Here is an 18,512-nt window from a genome sequence, read left to right on the forward strand (position 1 = left end):
ATGAAAACATTGATGCTAGGAAACAAAGCCATAGCCAGGGGGCTGTACGAGGCAGGTGTCTGCTTCGTGTCCAGCTATCCGGGCACTCCCAGCACGGAGATTACGGAAGAAGCGGTGAAATACGAGGAAATTTACTGCGAATGGGCGCCCAATGAAAAGGTGGCCATGGAGTCGGCCTTCGGGGCATCCCTGGCGGGGAAGCGTTCCTTCTGCGCACAGAAGCACGTGGGGCTGAATGTGGCTGCCGACCCCCTCTTCACCATGTCTTACACTGGTGTGAACGGGGGCATGGTCGTCGTGGTGGCAGATGATGCGGGCATGCATTCCTCGCAGAATGAGCAGGACAGCCGCCACTATGCCATTGCTGCCAAGGTGCCCATGCTGGAACCCGCCGATTCGGCAGAGGCCCTGGCCTTCACCAAGACAGCCTATGAGCTTTCGGAGAAATTCGACACCCCGGTGCTCATCAAGATGTGCACCCGGGTGGCCCATTCCCAGTCCGTGGTGGAAACGGGGGAGCGTACAGAATACGACAAGCCCTACGAGAAAAATATCGCCAAGTATGTCATGATGCCGGGGAATGCCAAGAAGCGGCATCCTATTGTGGAAGCCCGCACCCAGGCTCTCAGGGAGTATGCGGAGACTACGGAGTTGAACCGGGTGGAAATGGGAGGCACGGAGCTGGGCATCATCACCTCATCCACTTCCTACCAGTATGTGAAGGAGGTCTTCGGAGACAGCGTCAGCGTCCTGAAGTTGGGGCTGGTGAATCCCCTGCCGGAGCGGAAAATCCGGGACTTTGCTGCCAAGGTGGAAAAGCTGGTGGTGGTAGAGGAGCTGGACGACATCATCGAGCAGTATGTGCGCAGTCTGGGCCTTGTGGTATCCGGGCGGGATATTTTGCCTGGCATTGACGAGTTTTCCCAGAATCTGGTAGCCAAGGCTTTTGGCCGCGGGATTACGGCAGGGGAGAGCCTGGAGGAGGCTATTCCTTCCCGTCCTCCCGTCATGTGTGCCGGCTGCCCTCATCGCGGACTGTTCTACACACTGCAGAAGAAGAAATGCACGGTGCTGGGGGATATCGGCTGCTATACACTGGGGGCAGTACCGCCTCTGGCAGCCATGGATATGACCCTCTGCATGGGGGCTTCCATCAGTGCCACCCACGGCTTCAACAAGATGCGGGGGGCGGAAAGCAGCGGCAAGACCGTGGCTGTTATCGGGGATTCCACCTTTATCCACTCCGGCATGACAGGCCTGGCCAATGTGGCCTACAACCAGTCACCCTCCACCATCATCATCCTGGACAATTCCATCACCGGCATGACGGGACATCAGCAGAATCCTGCCACCGGGCTGAACATCAAGGGAGAACCGGCTGGCAGGATAGATCTTGAGGCTCTTTGCTGGGCCATGGGCTTTGCCAGGGTAAGGGTAACAGATCCCTACGACCTCAAGGCTACGGAAGCGGCCATCACGGAAGAACTGGCTGCCCCGGAGGCTTCGGTGATCATTTCCCGCCGTCCCTGCGCCCTGCTGAAAAACGTCCAGCATAAGGCGCCTCTCTTCGTAGACAGGGAGAAGTGCATCGGCTGCAAAGCCTGTATGCGCATCGGTTGTCCCGCCATTTCCATCAAGGAGGGCAAGGCCCAGGTGGATACTACCCTCTGTGTGGGCTGCGGCTTGTGCCAGCAGCTTTGTCCCAAGCAGGCCTTTGCCAGCATGATGAAAAATTGAGGAGGCGGCACTATGGAAACAAAAAATATCATCATTATCGGCGTAGGCGGGCAAGGCTCTTTATTGGCCAGCAAGATTCTGGGCGAACTGCTGCTGCGGCAGGGCTATGATGTGAAGGTTTCGGAGGTTCACGGCATGTCTCAGCGGGGAGGCAGCGTCATCACTTATGTGCGCTTTGGCGACCGGGTGTATTCTCCTGTGGTGGACGAAGGGGAGGCGGATTTCATCGTCTCTTTTGAGATCCTCGAGACGGCACGCTGGCTCAAATGCCTGAAGCCCGGGGGACAGATAGTCACTAATACCCAGCAGATAGACCCCATGCCCGTCATTACGGGGGCGGCGGCTTACCCTGAGAAGCTGGTGGAAAAGATCAAGGCCAAGGGCATCAGCATAGATGCCATGGACTGCCTGACCCTGGCCAGGGAAGCAGGCTCCCAAAAAGCGGTGAATATCGTGCTTTTGGGCAGGCTCTCCCATTATTTTGACATCAGTGAAGAGGTGTGGCAGCAGGTTCTGGCTGACAGCGTGCCGCCTAAATTCCTGGAACTCAATCAGAAGGCCTTTGCCCTGGGAAGAAATTATCAGGACTGATTCGTAGCTGTTAGATTCATCACGAAAAGAGGTATTTTATGGAGAAATATTTTCAACCAGAAATAGAATGTGCCCCGCCGGAAAAAATCAGGGCCTGGCAGGAGGAAAAGCTGCAGAAGCAGGTGCGCCATGCCTGGGAGCATGTGCCCTACTATCGCCAGAAGATGGAGGAAAAGGGCGTGCGGCCGGAGGATATTACATCTCTGGCCGATATCAGCAAGCTGCCCTTCATATCCAAATACGACCTGCGTGACTCTTATCCCTATGGCCTCTTAGCTGTGCCCCTGAAGGACTGTGTGCGCATCCATTCCACCTCTGGCACCACGGGCAAGCGGGTGGTGGCCTTTTATACCCAGGCGGATATAGATATGTGGAATGACTGCACAGCCAGGGCCATCGCTGCGGCAGGGGGGACCGATGAAGATGTGTGCCACATTGCCTATGGCTATGGCCTGTTCACCGGCGGCGCCGGCATAGACGGCGGCTCCCACAAACTGGGCTGCCTCACAGTGCCTGCCAGCTCCGGCAACACGGAGCGGCAGATTATGTTCATCATGGACTTGAAGGCTACTATCCTCTGCTGCACTCCCAGCTATGCCGCCTATCTTGCTGAAACCATGAAGGAAATGGGCTACAGCCCTGAGGAAATCCCTTTGAAGATCGGCATTTTCGGGGCAGAGGCCTGGTCAGAGGAAATGCGGCAGGATATTGAAAAGACCTTGGGTATCAAGGCCTATGATATTTACGGCCTGACGGAGCTTTCTGGACCCGGGGTGGCCTTTGGCTGCTCGGCCCAACAGGGCATGCATATCAACGAAGACCACTTCTATGCAGAGATCATCGATCCGGATACCGGGGAGGTGTTGCCGGAGGGCAGCCAGGGGGAACTGGTGCTCACTGCCCTGGACAAGGAGGCTTTCCCCATCCTGCGCTACCGCACCAGAGATATCTGCGTGCTGACCAGGGAAAAGTGCAGCTGCGGTCGCACCCATGTGCGCATGTCCAAGCCCATGGGCCGCAGCGATGATATGCTCATCATCCGCGGGGTCAACGTGTTCCCCAGCCAGATTGAGACAGTGCTCTTAAATCACGGCTACGCAGCCAATTATCAGATTGTGGTAGACAGGGTGAACAACACCGACACCATGGAGGTGAAGGTGGAAATGACGCCTCAGATGTTCACTGACAATGTGGGCGAGATCGATGAGCACCGCAAAGAACTGGCAGAAGGCATCAAGAACATCCTGGGCATCCGTGTCAAGGTTTCCCTGGTAGCGCCCAAGAGCATAGAGCGGAGCAGCGGCAAGGCTGTCCGGGTCATAGACAAGCGCAAGATCTGAGGAGGTGCCAAGCTATGAGTGTGAAGCAGATTTCCGTATTTTTGGAGAACCGGCCGGGAACGCTGAAAAACATGACTGCCGTCCTGGCGGAGAACAAGATCAACATCCGTGCCCTGTCCCTGGCGGATACCAAGGATTTTGGCATTGTGCGCATGCTGGTGGACGATGTTTTTGAAGCCACCAATGTACTGGAGAATGCAGGTTTCATCACCAGGCTAAACTCAGTGCTGGTCTTTGCCATTTCCGATGAAGCCGGCGGCCTTGATGCCCTGCTGGCCAAATTTGAGGCAGCCAAAATCAATATAGAGTACATGTATGCCTTCGCCGGCAAGAAGAACGCTTACATGATCTTCCGGGTGAACGATACCAAGAACGCCGAAGCCGCCCTCCGCAAAGCCGGAGGCATCCCCCTGTCGGCAGAGGAAATGTCGGCTGTGTAAGATTTGGCAGCTTTTACTGTGGATAAAAAGACAGCCCTATTCGGATCGATTTCCGAGTAGGGCTGTTGTCCTTAGATAGGCATATATGCTAAACTTGTTGTAGGTTTTGAGGTTTTTCCTAAGCGGGGTGATATTTTGCGTGGCAGTTATGATATTGTCATAAATAGCAGACGGCTTCAGTATAAATTCACCGTAAGGCGGAATATAACGGTTATTCGGGGGCAGAGCGCTACGGGGAAGACCACGCTGGTTGACATGATCAGTGACTACAATGAGAATGGTATCGACAGTGGTGTCACTGTCAGCTGTGACAGGAAGTGTGTAGTCCTGACAAGCCGTAATTGGCAGCGTGACATTGAGGAGCTGGAAAACAGCATCGTTTTTGTAGATGAAGGTCATCCGTTTGTCCTGTCACAAGAGTTTGCCGAAATGATAAGGCAATCAACCAACTACTATGTAATTGTTACCCGGGAGCGCTTGGAAAATATCCCCTATAGTGTAGATGAAATTTATGGCATAAGAAATTCTGGCAAATATGGTACCTTGAAGAAGACTTATCATGAATTCTACCGCTTGTATGAAAATATCCCTTACAGCGATGGAGATGTAAGGGCAAGCAAGATAATCACCGAGGATTCTAATTCAGGCTATCAGTTTTTCAGTGAAGTATTCAAGGATAAGATTAAGACCTGCGTATCTGCTAAGGGGAAATCAAATATTGCTGAGGCAATATTGAACTCATCTGAGGCTGTGGTAGTCATTGCTGATGGAGCCGTTTTTGGGCCTGAGATGGAGCGGGTGACAGAACTGATGAAGGCAAGGGATGATGTGTACCTTTATCTGCCGGAATCATTTGAATGGCTTATTTTGCAGTCAGGCCTTGTGGAAAGGGAGGGCCTTTCAGAAATGTTGGCCAGGCCATATGATTATGTGGATAGCGAAAAATTTTTCAGCTGGGAGCAGTTCTTCACAGAGGTGCTTAAGGACAGTACCATAGGGACATTGTATCAGTACAGCAAAAGGAAACTGGCACCCGTTTATCTGCACGAGGGGAGTACAGCAAAGATTTTTGTGCAGATGAAGCCTCTGCTGAACATACTGGGGGTGTGATAGATGCTGAGGATATTCTATGGTGATATGCCGGAAGCAGTATTCAATACGTCGATGTTTTTCAAGAACAGTTATGATGATGATTGGATAGTGGATGATTTTTCCAAGCAGATGATAGCCGATGTAGACAAGTCAGAAGTGCTGGGCACCGGGGTGATAGACAGTCCTGTGCTGGGCAAGATTGCACCTGAGAGGCTTTCTGGCGGGGTGAAGACGCTGATGTTGGTGAAATTCATGCCGGAAAGGGTGTTCAATGTTTCTACCTGCGGCAATAACTGTGCCAAGTGGCTGCTGAAGATGACAGAGCAGGAAGACAGGACAGTGAACCTGCGCAATATCATGAATTTCGGAGAGGAACCTTTTGAAGTCTATGTTATGAATACAGGCAAGACGGCTCGGTCCATGAAGGAATTGCTGCCCATTGCAATCAAATATGTATAGTGCAAAATAGCTCGCCGAGAGGGCGAGCTATTCCTTATAAAATTAATTGTTCGAATTTTTCTATAAATGGAATATATAGGTATAAAATTTTTGTTGGCAAGCAGGGATAGATAGGCTATAATAGGGAACAGTATTGTTTGCAGGAGAGGGGGCCTTTAATGAAGGAAATGAGCCCGGTGCTGGTTAGGGTCAAAGGTGTGCAGAAAACTCCCGATGGGGAGGAAAACACCATCAGGACGGAAGCCAAGGGACGCTATATTTTCCGGGGGGGCAAGCACTATGTCCTCTATGAGGAAGAGGGGCTGTCCGAGGCAGGTAAGGTTTCCACCACCTTGAAGTTCGACGAGGAAAAGCTCACTCTTCTGCGGCACGGTGCCGTGGAGCAGACCATGGAGTTCATGCCCCGCAGGGAAAGCCGCAGTCCCTACCGCACGCCCATAGGAATCCTGAATCTGGCGGTGCGTACGGAATTTTTGGGCATGGATCTTGCCTCTGAGGTAAAATCGCTCACGGTGGAGTACAGTTTGGCGGTGGAGGGTGTCCACCAAAGCCAAAACAGCCTCTTCATCGAGGTTGCGGAAATTGATTGATATTAACCTTATATAATGAAGTTTATTAGGGGGATTTATTTTGGAAATCAAGGATCTCTTGTGTGAAGCTATCAGAAAGGCTGCCCAGCAGGCCATTGCTGATGGTGCCCTGCCGGAAGGGCAGCTGCCGGAAATCAATCTGGAGGTGCCCCCCCAGAAGGAATACGGCGATTTTGCCACCAACATTGCCATGCAGTCCGCCAAAGTGTTCCGCAAGGCTCCCCGGCAGATTGCCGAGGCCATTGCAGAGCGCCTGGAAAAGGGCGGCCACAGCTGGCTGGACCACACCCAGATTGCAGGACCGGGCTTCCTGAACGTCTATCTCAAGGGCAACGTGCTCTATGACGATTTCGCCAAGATTCTTGCGGCAGGGGAGGCCTTTGGCCAGCTGCCCGGGAAGGATGCCCCTAAGATTCAGGTGGAGTACGTCAGCGCCAACCCCACCGGTCCCCTGCATGTGGGCCATGGCCGCGGGGCTGCCGCAGGCTCTGCTCTTGTAAATATTCTTCGGGCAGCAGGATATCCCGTGGAAAGCGAGTATTATATCAATGACGCAGGCAATCAGATGGACAATCTGGCCCTCTCCGTCAATGCCCGCTATCTGGAGCACTTCGGTGTAGCGGTGGAATTCCCCGAAAATGGTTACCATGGCGCGGATATCATCGACACTGCCCAGCGCATCATCAAGAAGGACGGGGACAAGTATCTGAAGATGGAGGAGGCAGAGCGCCTCAATATCTTCAAGGATCTGGCTTATCTGGAGAAGCTGGCAGCCCTGAAGGAAGATCTGGAGGCTTTCCAGGTGACCTTCGACAAGTGGTTCAGCGAGCGCACCCTGCATCCGGAGGCTGTGAAGGCTGCGGTGAAGATTCTGCAGGACAACGGCAACATATACGAGAAGGATGGGGCGCTGTGGCTGAAGTCTACCGCTTACGGCGATGACAAGGATCGTGTGGTCATCCGCGACAACGGTGTGCCCACCTATCTGGCTGCAGATATCGCCTACCATCACGATAAGTATGAGCGCGGTTTTGACCGTCTCATCAATATCTGGGGCGCTGACCATCACGGCTATGTGTGCCGCGTGAAGGCTGCCATGGACGCTTTGGGCCATGACTCTGAGAAGCTCACGGTGCTGCTCCTCCAGATGGTAGCCCTTTATCGGGGCGGCGAGCTGGTGAAGATGAGCAAGCGTACGGGCCAGAGTGTGACCTTAAGCGAGCTCATGGAGGAAGTGGGCACCGATGCGGCTCGCTACTTCTTCCTCATGCGCTCCTTGGACAGCCAGCTGGATTTCGACCTGGATCTGGCCAAGAAGAAGTCCAATGACAACCCTGTGTACTACATCCAGTACGCCCATGCCCGCATCTGCAGCATCTTCCGCCAGGCAGAGGAGACGGGGCTGAAGCTCACGGACAGCGTGAACCTGGAGCTGCTCACGGATGAGAGCGAGATTGACCTCATCAAGAAGATTGAGTCCTATCCCGAGGAAATCGAGAAGGCGGCGGCTGACTACGCTCCCCAGCGCATCGCCCGCTACAGCTATGATCTGGCAGCCCTCTTCCACAGCTTCTACAACAAGTGCCGCATCGTAGGTGTGGACGCACCTCTGGCCGAGGCCCGCCTGGCCCTGGTGACGGTGACGGCCCATGTCATCAAGCATTCCCTTGGGCTTTTGGGTGTTTCTGCACCGGAGCACATGTAAGGGCAAATATACCGTAAATTATCGTGAATTACCGTAAATCACTTTAGGAGGATTTTTTAGATGGATTTTGTCAACAGTTCCGAAGTGGACGTAGCTTACCACGTCCTCACCCAGGCCGGCCAGACCATGTATTATAAAGATTTGGTGCTGGATGTCATCGACAAGAAGCGCAAGCCTGTGCAGTCCTTGTCAGCAGCCATTTCCGAGGTCTATACCCTCATCAACATGGACAGCCGCTTCCAGTACGAGGGTGACGGCCAGTGGGGGCTCACCGAGTGGAATCCCCCCGAGGTGAAGCGTCATGTGCGCAGCTCCTCTTCTGCCGGCAGCAGTTCCAAGGCAGCAGCCAAGGCCAGCAGCGCCCGCAAGAAGAAGCTGGAAAGCATCCAGGAGTAAGGGAAGGTCCCTTTCATAGTGATCAAGTTTTAACATCTATCATAGGAGGCTTCCAATGGCAAAGTATATTTTCGTCACCGGTGGTGTGGTTTCCTCACTGGGCAAGGGCATCACGGCTGCATCTCTGGGCCGTCTGCTGAAAAGCCGTGGCATCAAGGTCACCATCCAGAAGTTCGACCCCTACATCAACATTGATCCGGGTACCATGAGCCCTTACCAGCATGGTGAGGTCTTCGTGACGGACGATGGTGCCGAAACTGACCTGGATCTGGGTCACTATGAGCGCTTCATCGACATCAACCTCACCAAGAACTCCAACATCACCACGGGCAAGGTCTACTGGTCCGTGCTGAACAAGGAGCGCAATGGCGACTACCTGGGTTCCACGGTGCAGGTCATCCCCCATATCACCAACGAGATCAAGCAGCGTGTCTACGATGTGGCCAATGCTGATGGCGCAGATGTGGTCATCACGGAAATCGGCGGTACCGTGGGTGATATCGAGAGCCAGCCCTTCCTGGAGGCCATCCGCCAGGTGAAGAAGGAAGTGGGCAAGAACGATGTGCTCTATATCCATGTGACCCTTCTCCCGTATATCTCTGCTGCTGGTGAGCTGAAAACCAAGCCCACCCAGCACAGTGTCAAGGAACTGCGCGGCATCGGCATCCAGCCGGACATCCTGGTGTGCCGCACGGAGAAGCCCATCCCTGCCGACATGAAGCGCAAGATTGCCATGTTCTGCGACGTGGATCCCGAGGCTGTCATCGAGAACCGCACTGCCTCCACCATCTATGAGGTGCCCCTCATGATGCAGGAGGAGGGCCTTGACCGCATCGTGCTGAACAAGCTGGCCATGAACTACAGCCCTGCCAATATGGAAGGCTGGGAGAAGATGGTCTACAAGATCAACAACCCCCAGAAGAAGGTCAAGATTGCCGTAGTGGGCAAGTATGTGGAGCTGCCTGATGCTTATATTTCCGTCACTGAGGCTCTGCATCACGGTGCCATCGACAATGATGCCTCTGTGAAGATCCATTGGGTGAACGCTGAGAAAATCGAGGATCCCGATACTGATCTTGATGAAGTCTTCGTGGGCTGCAAGGGCATCCTGGTGCCCGGCGGCTTCGGCGACCGTGGCGTGGAAGGCAAGATTCGCGCCATCCAGTACGCCCGCGAGCGCAAGATCCCCTTCCTGGGCCTTTGTCTGGGCATGCAGTGCGCCGTCATCGAGTTTGCCCGCCATGTCTGCGGCATGACGGATGCCCATTCCTCCGAGTTCAATCCCGAGACTAAGCATCCGGTCATTGCCCTCATGGAGTCCCAGCAGGGCATCGTGAAGAAGGGCGGCACCATGCGTCTGGGGGCATACCCCTGCAAGGTCACCGCCGGCACTCATACTGAGGAGGCTTATGGCACCCTGGAAATCAGCGAGCGCCATCGCCACCGCTTCGAGTTCAACAATGACTACCGTCAGGCGCTCACGGAGCGCGGCCTGGTCATTGCCGGTACCCTGCCTGATGACAGCCTGGTAGAGATTGTAGAGGTCAAGGATCACCCCTGGTTCGTGGCTGCCCAGTTCCATCCGGAGCTGAAGAGCCGCCCCAACAATCCGCACCCGCTCTTCAGCAAGTTCGTGAAGGCCTCTCTGGAAAACTAAAGATTGCTTATCTGCAAGGAGCAGGATCTATGAAAAGGTCCTGCTCCTTTTTCAGCCAATTTCCATAAGAAATTTAATGCTTAAAGACACTTATGGTGGAAGGATTTTCTTTGTTTCTTGGCGAAATATCCAGCAAAGAAAGCATTGGTGCGGAAGGTATGTGCCAGTGCCGTTTTACAGGCAAGACTCCGCTCAGGGAAGACCACGGAGCTTCCTATGCTTTTAGCTGAGGGGAGGAGGAACAAGGATGCTTATTGATACGCTTTGCTCGGTGGCGCTCTACTGTCAGCGCTGTGGCAAAGTGCAGCTGCTGGATGTGCCCTTATTTTCGGGCAAGCAGCAGCTAAAGCTTCGCTGCGGAGCTTGCGGAGAGCAAATGGGGGAGACTATCCTGCGCCCCAAGCATGGATTGGGACTGACCATACACTGCGGAGTATGCGGGAAGAGCACTTATGAGCAGTTCAGCTGGCACCAGCTGAAAAAGCTGCGCTTTGAAAAACTCTATTGTCACCATGACCATTTCGAGCTGGGCTATATCGGGCGCTGGCAGGATATAGCAGAGTTCCTGGATTTCAACGATGCCGAATACGATTCCCTGCATCCAGGCGATGGTGACCGCTTCCTGGAGCGGCAGCAGATCCTTCTGGAGGGTCTCACCAGAGTCCACGAACTAGCAGCCCACGGTGACCTTTCCTGCCCTTGCGGCTCGCAGGAAGTCAGTGCCGGGCTTATGGGAGACAGTATCGTGCTCCAGTGTCAGGAATGTGGTAGCAGCTGCGTGCTGCCCATGAGGTCGGCGGAGGATTTGGCGCATATCTATCAGGCGGTGGGAGCCTCCTGGCGGCTGAGATCTACTTTGTGAATTCAGGGAGGCTATTGACGCAGGACGAGTTTTGCAATATCATAAAAAGCAACAGTTATTCAGGACATAACAGGGACTATCACCGGCTTGCCGGTGACAGTCCTGTTTTTCGTGTATTTGGAGAAGCGAAAGAAAGTAGCGGAAAATCAAGAGGTGTGGTGCATGTACTCACTATTTGCGGCCATGCTGCAGGACAAGTCCCTGCAGCGATTGCAGGAATACTTCTGCGGAGGGCCCTCAGAAACTCTGGCCTATGGCATGGGCGGTTCCCAGAAGCATGCGGCGGTGGCGGCCTGCTATGAGAAGGGACCCCAGCCTTTGATCATCATCCTTCACAGCCGTGAATCCCTGGAGGAATGGCGGGAGAATCTGAATTTGCTGCTGCCCAAGGTTCCTGTGGTGGAGCTGCCGGAAATGGATCTCATGGAGGTGCAGGCTGCCGCCAAAAGCCTTGAACGCAGTGCCCGCCGCATGGATGTGCTGGGCCGTCTCATGCGCCGGGAGCCGGTGATAGTGCTGGCCAGGGCTGCTGCGGCAGTGCAGAAGGGCCTGAGCCCTGCGGAGTTCCAGCGGCTGGCCCTCTCGCTCAAACTGGGGGATAATATTCCCAGGGAAAACCTCATCAAGAGATTGGTGGACTTGGGGTATGAGCGCACGGAAGAAGTGGAGCTGCCGGGGCAGTTCAGCGCCCGGGGCGGCATCATGGACATCTTTGCCATCAATGCCCTCTCTCCTGTGCGGCTGGAGTTCTTCGATGATGAAATCGAGTCCCTGCGGGAGTTTGACCTGAACACCATGCGCTCCAGCAAGTCCGCAGGACTTTCTGAGTTTACGGTGCTGCCCCTGGTGCAGACAGATGGCAGCGGCAAGCCGGAGCCTTTCCTGAGCTATCTGGGGGGCAGGGGGGCGGTCATTTTTGACGAGCCCATCCGCATCCGGGAGCAGATCCGCACCATGGTGAAGGAAAATCCAGATATCAGGAACAGCATCTTCAGCTGGGATAATCTCATTGAGGGAGCCAGAGGCAACAGGGTGATTTACTCTGCCCTGATGCTCCAGCAGGTGCACGGGGCGGAGCCTGATCATACGGTGAGCATCACTTCCACCAACATGACTCCCTTCCACCGGCAGATGGATCTCTTGGAAAGCGAGGCCAGCCGCTGGCTGAGCCAGAAACAGCAGGTGCTGATTCTCCTGACCGCCCAGGACAAGGCCAACAGCCTCAGAGAGTTCTTTGCCCGCAAACGCATACCCTCCCTGGTGGTCAAGGGCACGGAAATGCTGGAAAAGGGTCTCGTGAATATTCAGGTGGGGGCCCTTACCTCCGGCTTTGAGATGGCGGCGGCCCAGCTGGTGGTGGTGACGGAAAAGGATATTTTCGGCCATCAGAAGCGCCAGAGCATACGGCGGACTGCCAAGGGGGAGAAATTGTCTCATTTCCGGGATATCAAACCCGGGGATTACGTGGTGCACGTGAACCACGGCATCGGCAAGTATCTGGGGGTGGAGACCCTTGAGGTAGGGGGCATCCACAAGGATTACCTCCACATCAAGTACGGCGGGGATGACAAGCTTTTCGTGCCCACGGAGCAGGTAAACCTCCTGCAGAAGTACATCGGCTCCGAAGGCGAGGTGCCCCGCCTACATCGCATGGGCGGCACGGAGTGGGCCAAGGCCAAGGCCCGGGCCAAGAAGTCTGTGGAGGACATCGCCCAGAAGCTCATTGAGATCTACGCCCAGCGCAAGGAGGCCAAAGGCTTTGCCTTTTCTCCGGACGATGCCACCCAGCACGACTTTGAAGAGGCCTTCCCTTATCAGGAAACAGATGACCAGCTGAAGGCCATCGAGGAAATCAAGGCGGATATGGAAAAGGAAAAGCCCATGGACCGTCTCCTCTGCGGGGATGTGGGCTTCGGCAAGACGGAGGTGGCCATCAGGGCCGCCTACAAGGCTGCCATGGACGGCAAGCAGGTGGCGGTGCTGGTGCCAACCACGGTGCTGGCCCAGCAGCATTATCAGACCTTCACTTCCCGTTTTGCGGACTTTGCTCCCAACGTGGATGTGATCTGCCGCTTCCGCTCGGCCAAGGAGCAGAAAATCACCCTGGAGAGGGTGAAGCTGGGGCAGGTGGATATTCTCATTGGCACCCATGCCATCCTGAATCGCCGGAAGGTGCATTTCAAGAACCTGGGACTCCTGATTGTGGATGAGGAGCAGCGCTTTGGGGTGAAGCAGAAGGAAAAGATCCGCAGCCTTTCTGCGGGCCTTGATGTGCTGACTCTGTCTGCTACGCCTATCCCCCGCACTCTCCACATGTCTCTGGTGGGGGCGCGGGATATGAGCATTATCGAGACGCCTCCTGCAGAGCGTTTCCCGGTGCAGACCTATGTGGTGGAGAACAACGATGCGGTGATTTCCGGGGCCATCAAGCGTGAGATCAAGCGGGGCGGTCAGGTGTACTTCGTTTACAACAGGGTGGACACCATCGACCGCATGCGTGACCATATCCAGAATCTGGTGCCGGATGCCCGCATCATGACTGCCCATGGCCAGATGCCGGAGGAAATGCTGGAGCAGGTGATGATGGACTTCTATGAAGGGCGATATGATATACTGCTGGCTACCAGCATTGTGGAGAACGGCCTGGATGTAGCCAATGCCAATACCATCATCATCTACAATGCTGACCACTTCGGCCTGTCCCAGCTCTACCAGATGCGGGGGCGGGTGGGGCGCTCCCACCACATGGCCTTTGCCTATTTCGTCTATCAGGCAGACAAGATACTGACGGAGACAGCAGAGAAGCGGCTGCAGGCCATGAAGGAATTTGCCCAGCTGGGGGCGGGCTTCAAGATTGCCATGCGTGATCTGGAAATACGCGGAGCGGGCAACCTGCTTGGCTCCCAGCAGCATGGCCACATTGCCAGCGTGGGCTTTGAGATGTACTGCAAGCTGCTGGAAGAAGCAGTGGAGAATCTCAAGAACGGCAGGAAGAATGAAGCTGTGCTGGAGCCGCCTGCTGACCCCATCATTGACCTGGCGGCAGAGGCTTATCTGGATGGCGGCTACATTGAGGATGCCATGCACAAGATTGAGATTTACCAGCGCATTGCCGCCATCAGGAGCGATGAGGAAGTGAAGGTGCTCTATGAGGAGCTGAAGGACCGCTTCGGCGAGCCCTCCGAGCCCGCCAGAAATCTTCTGGAGGCTGCCTGCATCAAGAATCATGCCAGGGCCCTGGGGTTGCGCTCCGTGCTGGTACAGCCGAAAGCCCTTTCTCTCAGCCTGCTGCCCGGCAGGAAGCTGCCTGCCAAGGGCCTTCTGCTGATAGACAAATACTTTGGCCACAACCTGCGCCGCATCATGAAGACCGGGGCCTATGAGATCGGCCTGACTGAGGCCAAGAAGAAGCACATCGCCTCCTTTGTGCTGCGGGTGCTGCTGCTGGCAGGCGGGGACGAAGAGGCGGCCGTGGCCAGTCAGGCGGAAAATGCGAAGAAAGTGAAGGAGAAGAAGATAAATGGCAAAGATAACAGTCCTGGGACTGGGGCCGGGAAGAGCGGGGCTCATTACCCGGGAAAGCTGGCAGCTGCTGAGTTCTGAAGAGCTGCCGGTGGTGCTGCGCACGGCTGTCCACCCCACGGTGGAGGATATCAAAGCAGCGGGCATAGAGTTCACCAGCTATGACAATTTCTATGAGCAGGCGGGAAGCTTCGAGGAGCTTTATCGGGCCATAGCAGAGGATTTGCTCAGGCGGGCGGAGCGTGAGGGGGATTTCCTTTACGCTGTGCCCGGCAGCCCTCTGGTGGCAGAGCGCACGGTGGTGCTCCTGCGGCAGCTGGCCCAAAAGACTGACGTAGAGGTGGAGATCCTGCCCGGCATGAGCTTTGTGGAGGTCATGTATACCACTTTGGGCATTGACCCCATTGAGGGCCTCACCATCATTGATGCGGAGGATGTGCTGAAACTGAAGGAACGCCCGCTGCAGTCACTGGTGGTGACCCAGGTGTATCATCAGCAGATTGCATCTGATACGAAACTGGCTCTGATGGATCTCTATGGCGACGAGTACGAGGGCTTGTACATCCACAATCTTGCCTTGCCGGATGAATCCCTGCGGAAGATTCCCCTTTATGAGCTTGACCGCCAGCCGGATATCGACCATCTGACCACGTTTTTTGTGCCCAAAGAGCCTTTTTTTATTGAAAAGCCTTGATTTTTCTAGGTTTTTTTGGTAAATTCATCTAAGCAGGTAGGAATATTGTGCTTGCTGGCGAATAAAACCTACCGTACAGGAATTGATGGACTAATTCATCTTTCCAGAAAAAACTCTTAAGGAGGCTACGGTTGTGAACAAAACTGAATTGGTAGCTAATGTGGCTGAAACAGCAGGTCTGACCAAGAAAGACGCTGAAAAGGCAGTAAACGCTCTGTTTACTACGGTTCAGCAGGCTCTTATCGAGGGGGACAAGATCCAGATTATTGGCTTTGGTACCTTCGAGGTGAAGGAGCGTGCCGCTCGTACGGGCCGTAATCCCCGCACCGGCGAGGATATCAAGATTCCCGCTTCCAAGAACCCTGTGTTCAAGGCAGGCAAGGCTCTGAAGGATGCTGTGAACTGATTACCGCATTGATAAGTTTTTGAAAGGCCGGGTTCCCGCTTGGGACCCGGTTTTTCGTGCATAAGGAACTTTATTGAGGAACAGTTCCTAAGGGAGATATTATGGACCTGATGGATATGAAGGGAAAAGCTGTGCTTATTTCCGGCGGCACTTCCGGCATCGGCCTTTCGGCAGCCGGACTGCTTCTGAAGGCGGGGGCTATGGTGGCCCTCCTGGGCCGTTCGGAAAAGCGGGGGCAGGAGGCTCTGGCAAAGCTGGGGGAATGTTTCCCGAAGGATAAAATCATATATATCCGGGGGGACGTTGCCAGCAGGACGGACTGCCGGCAGGCGGTTGAAGAGATTGTTTCTTCCTTTGGCAGGCTGGATGTGCTGGTGAATTCGGCAGGTATCTACAGGGAAGGCGCCCTGGAGGAGATTACAGAGGAAGAATTGGATGCCATCCTTTCTGTCAATGTGAAGGGCACCTTCTGGCTTGTCCAGGCCGCACTGCCGGAGCTCAGGAAATCGAGGGGCAATGTGGTGAATGTGGCTTCAGACGCAGGTGTACATGGCAATTATTTCTGCTCAGCCTACTGTGCCAGCAAGGGGGCAGTGGTGCTCTTTACCAGAGCCATGGCATTGGAACTGGCTTCCTCTGGGGTGCGGGTGAATGCCATTGCCCCTGGGGATATCCTGACCCCCTTGACGGAAAATCAGCTGGCCGGGGCGCCTGACAGGGAGACGGCCCTGCAGGAAATGGCTTCTGTCTACCCGCTGGGCCGCATAGGCACGCCGGAGGAAGCTGCCGCCCTGATTCTCTTTCTGGCTTCTCCTGCGGCTTCCTTTGTTACGGGGGCTGTATGGGGAGTTGATGGAGGTCTTACTGCATGAAGAAGCGCATCCTGATTCTCACTGCTTCTGTGGGCTCAGGCCATATCAAGGCTGCCGAGGCGGTGGCAGATGAACTTTTGCGGCAGGCTCCCGGCGTGGACCTCATTACCGTTGACTTTATGTCCCGGGAAACCTCCCTGTTCCATTGGCTGACGAAGAAGCTTTACCTTTTCATGCTGGCCTGGGTGCCCAACCTCTATGACCATTGCTACAAATTTTCCGGGGGCGAGTCGGGCGGGGGGCTGGCCCGGCGGCTGGCGGCTTATGCCATGTTGCCGGTGCTGAAAAAGCTGATTGCCAGATATCAGCCGGACTTGGTGCTCTGCACCCATCCATTTCCGGAGGGAGCCTGTGCCCTGCTGAAGGAGAAGCTTCACACACAGGGGGGAGACCTGCCGCTGGCGGTGGTGATGACGGATTACAGCCTCCATCAGATTTGGCTCTATCCCCAGGTGGATGCCTACTTCATGGCTACCGAGGCCATGCAGGAGGAAATGGCCGGGCTTGGCTTGGGGGCAGAAGCTGTAGCTTCAGGCATCCCCGTAGCTATGAGCCTGAAGAATCTGCCTGCCAGGCAGGAACTTCGCAGGCAGCTGGAGCTGGAGGAATTGCCCACGGTGCTGCTGATGGGGGGCGGCCTGGGCTTGGGCGGTATGGATGAGACACTACAGGAGCTGGAGACTCTGGCGGACAGGCTCCAATTGCTGGTCATAGCGGGACGCAATGAAAAACTGCTGGCAAGGGTCAGGGAGCTGGGAGCAGCGTCACATCACAGTGTTCACTGCTGGGGCTACACCGGCAGGGCCCATGAGCTGATGGGCGCATCGGACCTGCTTATCACCAAGCCGGGGGCCCTCACCATCAGCGAGGCCTTTGTGCTGGGGCTGCCCATGCTGCTCCATGACCCCATTCCCGGCCCGGAGACGGAAAATGCCGTCTATGCTGCCCGCCACGGGGCAGCTATCTGGCTCCACCCGGGGGAGTCCCTGTCCCGGGCAGTAAGGGAACTCCTGCATGGGAATCTGTCTGCCATGGGTGAGAAGGCAAAAGTCTGCTCCCGCCCGGAAGCTGCCGCGGTCATCGCAAAAAAAATACTCAAATTATGCCGCCCTTAAAATTTTTTTGGGCGGCAGGTTTTTTATCCTCTCATGGGGAATTAAAGGGAATAAAGAACGGCGTTTGAAGATGGACTGCTCGCTGCCGGCAGTCGGAAAGAGCGGTGGACTTGAATGTCAGTGACGAAGCTGGAGCGTAATGCCCAAAATAATTTTGTTTGCCCCACCTGTGGGCAGGTACTTAAATATGTGGAAGGCCAGGCGGTGCAGCTGGTGGGAGGGAAGGCCGATATGGATGCCATCCTGCCCAAATACGAGTGCCACAACTGCGGTGTTTTTTACCGTGAGCTTTTGGGTTCTGGCTTTTACGATGTGTTCCCCCTGCCCAGGAAGCCCAAGCGGATGCTGAATACCGGTGATATCCCCCCCATGCAGCTGAAGCGGGAAGCTGACGGGAAGTGTGAGTGCCCCCGCTGCGGGGAGCGCATGGACTATATTGAGGGGGGAGCGGTGCGGCTGGTGAACGGCAAGCCGGACATGGAAAATGTCCATGAGCATTTTTCCTGTCCCTACTGCAAGTCCGTCTATCGGCGCATTGCCAGCACGGATTATTTCCAGTGGTCTGACCACTGATTTCCCTTTGGTGATTTTTTTGCAGGAAATTTCCATGAAAAATGCCCTTAATGCTTGCAAGGAAGCCTATTTGCAGGTATTATAAAGGGGTGTGATATTAAGCAAGAGGAGGAATGGGCATGATACCGACTCGGCGGCCTAAGAAAAGGCGTTTTAGCTGGTTCTTTCTGGTGCTGATACTGGTTATAGCGTATTTCTCTTCGATTATGATTTCCCAGCAAATGTACCTGAGCCAGGTCAGTGAAGACCAGGAGGCAGCGGAGCAGCGTCTGGCGGCAGCCAGGCAGGAAAACGAAGCCCTGCGTCAGGAGAGGGAAAATCTTAACCGGATGGATTACATAGAAAAGCTGGCCCGGGAGGAGCTGGGCATGACCCGTCAGGGTGAGCTGCCCTACAGTCCCGGAAGTGCCGGGCGCAAGCAGGCGCAGCCTTGACACAGCTCGAGGCCTGACGGTATACTC

18 protein-coding genes are annotated in these 18,512 nt (G+C 55.1%); all 18 read left to right on the plus strand.

What is annotated here, in order from left to right; translation table 11 throughout:
- The 18 genes from iorA (at position 1) to BLW59_RS02585 (ending at position 18,485) form a co-directional block, all read left to right on the plus strand.
- Positions 1–1,737, plus strand: a complete 1,737-nt coding sequence (gene iorA, locus BLW59_RS02500; protein WP_074695838.1) for an indolepyruvate ferredoxin oxidoreductase subunit alpha — start codon at positions 1–3, stop codon at positions 1,735–1,737.
- Positions 1,738–1,749: 12 nt separating this feature from the next.
- Entirely contained in the window at positions 1,750–2,328 is a 579-nt protein-coding gene (locus BLW59_RS02505) for an indolepyruvate oxidoreductase subunit beta (protein ID WP_074695840.1), read from the plus strand.
- Positions 2,329–2,366: 38 nt separating this feature from the next.
- Complete coding sequence (locus BLW59_RS02510; protein WP_074695841.1) at positions 2,367–3,668, plus strand: phenylacetate--CoA ligase family protein; 1,302 nt, start codon at positions 2,367–2,369, stop codon at positions 3,666–3,668.
- Positions 3,669–3,682: 14 nt separating this feature from the next.
- Entirely contained in the window at positions 3,683–4,108 is a 426-nt protein-coding gene (locus BLW59_RS02515; protein WP_074695842.1) for an ACT domain-containing protein, read from the plus strand.
- A 135-nt stretch (positions 4,109–4,243) separates the two neighbouring features.
- Positions 4,244–5,218 carry a translation initiation factor 2 gene (locus BLW59_RS02520; RefSeq protein WP_074695844.1) on the plus strand — a complete coding sequence of 325 codons (975 nt, stop codon included), beginning with the start codon at positions 4,244–4,246 and terminating at the stop codon, positions 5,216–5,218.
- A gap of 3 nt (positions 5,219–5,221) precedes the next feature.
- Positions 5,222–5,659: a DUF4869 domain-containing protein gene (locus BLW59_RS02525; protein ID WP_074695847.1), complete on the plus strand. Its 438-nt coding sequence runs from the start codon at positions 5,222–5,224 to the stop codon at positions 5,657–5,659.
- A 158-nt stretch (positions 5,660–5,817) separates the two neighbouring features.
- Positions 5,818–6,249 carry a DUF1934 domain-containing protein gene (locus tag BLW59_RS02530; protein ID WP_081348341.1) on the plus strand — a complete coding sequence of 144 codons (432 nt, stop codon included), beginning with the start codon at positions 5,818–5,820 and terminating at the stop codon, positions 6,247–6,249.
- Between the two features lie 40 nt (positions 6,250–6,289).
- On the plus strand, positions 6,290–7,954 hold the full coding sequence (gene argS / locus BLW59_RS02535; RefSeq protein WP_074695849.1) for an arginine--tRNA ligase: 1,665 nt from the start codon (positions 6,290–6,292) through the stop codon (positions 7,952–7,954).
- A gap of 60 nt (positions 7,955–8,014) precedes the next feature.
- Positions 8,015–8,350, plus strand: a complete 336-nt coding sequence (gene rpoE, locus BLW59_RS02540) for a DNA-directed RNA polymerase subunit delta (RefSeq protein WP_074695851.1) — start codon at positions 8,015–8,017, stop codon at positions 8,348–8,350.
- A gap of 55 nt (positions 8,351–8,405) precedes the next feature.
- Entirely contained in the window at positions 8,406–10,007 is a 1,602-nt protein-coding gene (locus tag BLW59_RS02545; RefSeq protein ID WP_074695853.1) for a CTP synthase, read from the plus strand.
- A 247-nt stretch (positions 10,008–10,254) separates the two neighbouring features.
- On the plus strand, positions 10,255–10,869 hold the full coding sequence (locus tag BLW59_RS02550) for a hypothetical protein (RefSeq protein ID WP_074695855.1): 615 nt from the start codon (positions 10,255–10,257) through the stop codon (positions 10,867–10,869).
- 162 nt (positions 10,870–11,031) lie between these two features.
- The gene (gene mfd, locus BLW59_RS02555; protein WP_081348342.1) at positions 11,032–14,472 is read left to right on the plus strand and encodes a transcription-repair coupling factor; all 3,441 of its coding nucleotides are present in this window, start codon (positions 11,032–11,034) and stop codon (positions 14,470–14,472) included.
- On the plus strand, positions 14,390–15,085 hold the full coding sequence (locus BLW59_RS02560; protein ID WP_029545130.1) for an SAM-dependent methyltransferase: 696 nt from the start codon (positions 14,390–14,392) through the stop codon (positions 15,083–15,085). Before mfd ends, BLW59_RS02560 begins: the two co-directional genes overlap by 83 nt.
- Before the next feature lie 133 nt (positions 15,086–15,218).
- Positions 15,219–15,491, plus strand: a complete 273-nt coding sequence (locus tag BLW59_RS02565) for an HU family DNA-binding protein (protein ID WP_029545128.1) — start codon at positions 15,219–15,221, stop codon at positions 15,489–15,491.
- A 101-nt stretch (positions 15,492–15,592) separates the two neighbouring features.
- Complete coding sequence (locus tag BLW59_RS02570) at positions 15,593–16,363, plus strand: SDR family NAD(P)-dependent oxidoreductase (RefSeq protein ID WP_318258244.1); 771 nt, start codon at positions 15,593–15,595, stop codon at positions 16,361–16,363.
- Complete coding sequence (locus BLW59_RS02575) at positions 16,360–17,478, plus strand: MGDG synthase family glycosyltransferase (protein ID WP_074695857.1); 1,119 nt, start codon at positions 16,360–16,362, stop codon at positions 17,476–17,478. Before BLW59_RS02570 ends, BLW59_RS02575 begins: the two co-directional genes overlap by 4 nt.
- A 114-nt stretch (positions 17,479–17,592) precedes the next feature.
- Positions 17,593–18,051, plus strand: coding sequence for a hypothetical protein (locus BLW59_RS02580; protein ID WP_029545122.1), 459 nt, complete (start codon positions 17,593–17,595; stop codon positions 18,049–18,051).
- A gap of 119 nt (positions 18,052–18,170) precedes the next feature.
- Positions 18,171–18,485: an FtsB family cell division protein gene (locus BLW59_RS02585; protein ID WP_074695858.1), complete on the plus strand. Its 315-nt coding sequence runs from the start codon at positions 18,171–18,173 to the stop codon at positions 18,483–18,485.
- Positions 18,486–18,512: the final 27 nt, after the last annotated feature.

Origin of the sequence: Selenomonas sp. KH1T6 (assembly GCF_900108415.1) — a bacterium.
In the GTDB taxonomy this organism is placed as follows: domain Bacteria; phylum Bacillota; class Negativicutes; order Selenomonadales; family Selenomonadaceae; genus Selenomonas_B; species Selenomonas_B ruminantium_A.

Excerpts from the sequence above, each read along its gene's own strand:
- iorA (WP_074695838.1), top strand. The coding sequence starts at position 1 with ATGAAAACATTGATGCTAGGAAACAAAGCCATAGCCAGGGGGCTGTAC.
- BLW59_RS02505 (WP_074695840.1), top strand. The coding sequence starts at position 1,750 with ATGGAAACAAAAAATATCATCATTATCGGCGTAGGCGGGCAAGGCTCT.
- BLW59_RS02510 (WP_074695841.1), top strand. The coding sequence starts at position 2,367 with ATGGAGAAATATTTTCAACCAGAAATAGAATGTGCCCCGCCGGAAAAA.
- BLW59_RS02515 (WP_074695842.1), top strand. The coding sequence starts at position 3,683 with ATGAGTGTGAAGCAGATTTCCGTATTTTTGGAGAACCGGCCGGGAACG.
- BLW59_RS02525 (WP_074695847.1), top strand. The coding sequence starts at position 5,222 with ATGCTGAGGATATTCTATGGTGATATGCCGGAAGCAGTATTCAATACG.
- BLW59_RS02530 (WP_081348341.1), top strand. The coding sequence starts at position 5,818 with ATGAAGGAAATGAGCCCGGTGCTGGTTAGGGTCAAAGGTGTGCAGAAA.
- rpoE (WP_074695851.1), top strand. The coding sequence starts at position 8,015 with ATGGATTTTGTCAACAGTTCCGAAGTGGACGTAGCTTACCACGTCCTC.
- BLW59_RS02545 (WP_074695853.1), top strand. The coding sequence starts at position 8,406 with ATGGCAAAGTATATTTTCGTCACCGGTGGTGTGGTTTCCTCACTGGGC.
- BLW59_RS02550 (WP_074695855.1), top strand. The coding sequence starts at position 10,255 with ATGCTTATTGATACGCTTTGCTCGGTGGCGCTCTACTGTCAGCGCTGT.
- mfd (WP_081348342.1), top strand. The coding sequence starts at position 11,032 with ATGTACTCACTATTTGCGGCCATGCTGCAGGACAAGTCCCTGCAGCGA.
- BLW59_RS02560 (WP_029545130.1), top strand. The coding sequence starts at position 14,390 with ATGGCAAAGATAACAGTCCTGGGACTGGGGCCGGGAAGAGCGGGGCTC.
- BLW59_RS02570 (WP_318258244.1), top strand. The coding sequence starts at position 15,593 with ATGGACCTGATGGATATGAAGGGAAAAGCTGTGCTTATTTCCGGCGGC.
- BLW59_RS02575 (WP_074695857.1), top strand. The coding sequence starts at position 16,360 with ATGAAGAAGCGCATCCTGATTCTCACTGCTTCTGTGGGCTCAGGCCAT.
- BLW59_RS02580 (WP_029545122.1), top strand. The coding sequence starts at position 17,593 with ATGTCAGTGACGAAGCTGGAGCGTAATGCCCAAAATAATTTTGTTTGC.
- BLW59_RS02585 (WP_074695858.1), top strand. The coding sequence starts at position 18,171 with ATGATACCGACTCGGCGGCCTAAGAAAAGGCGTTTTAGCTGGTTCTTT.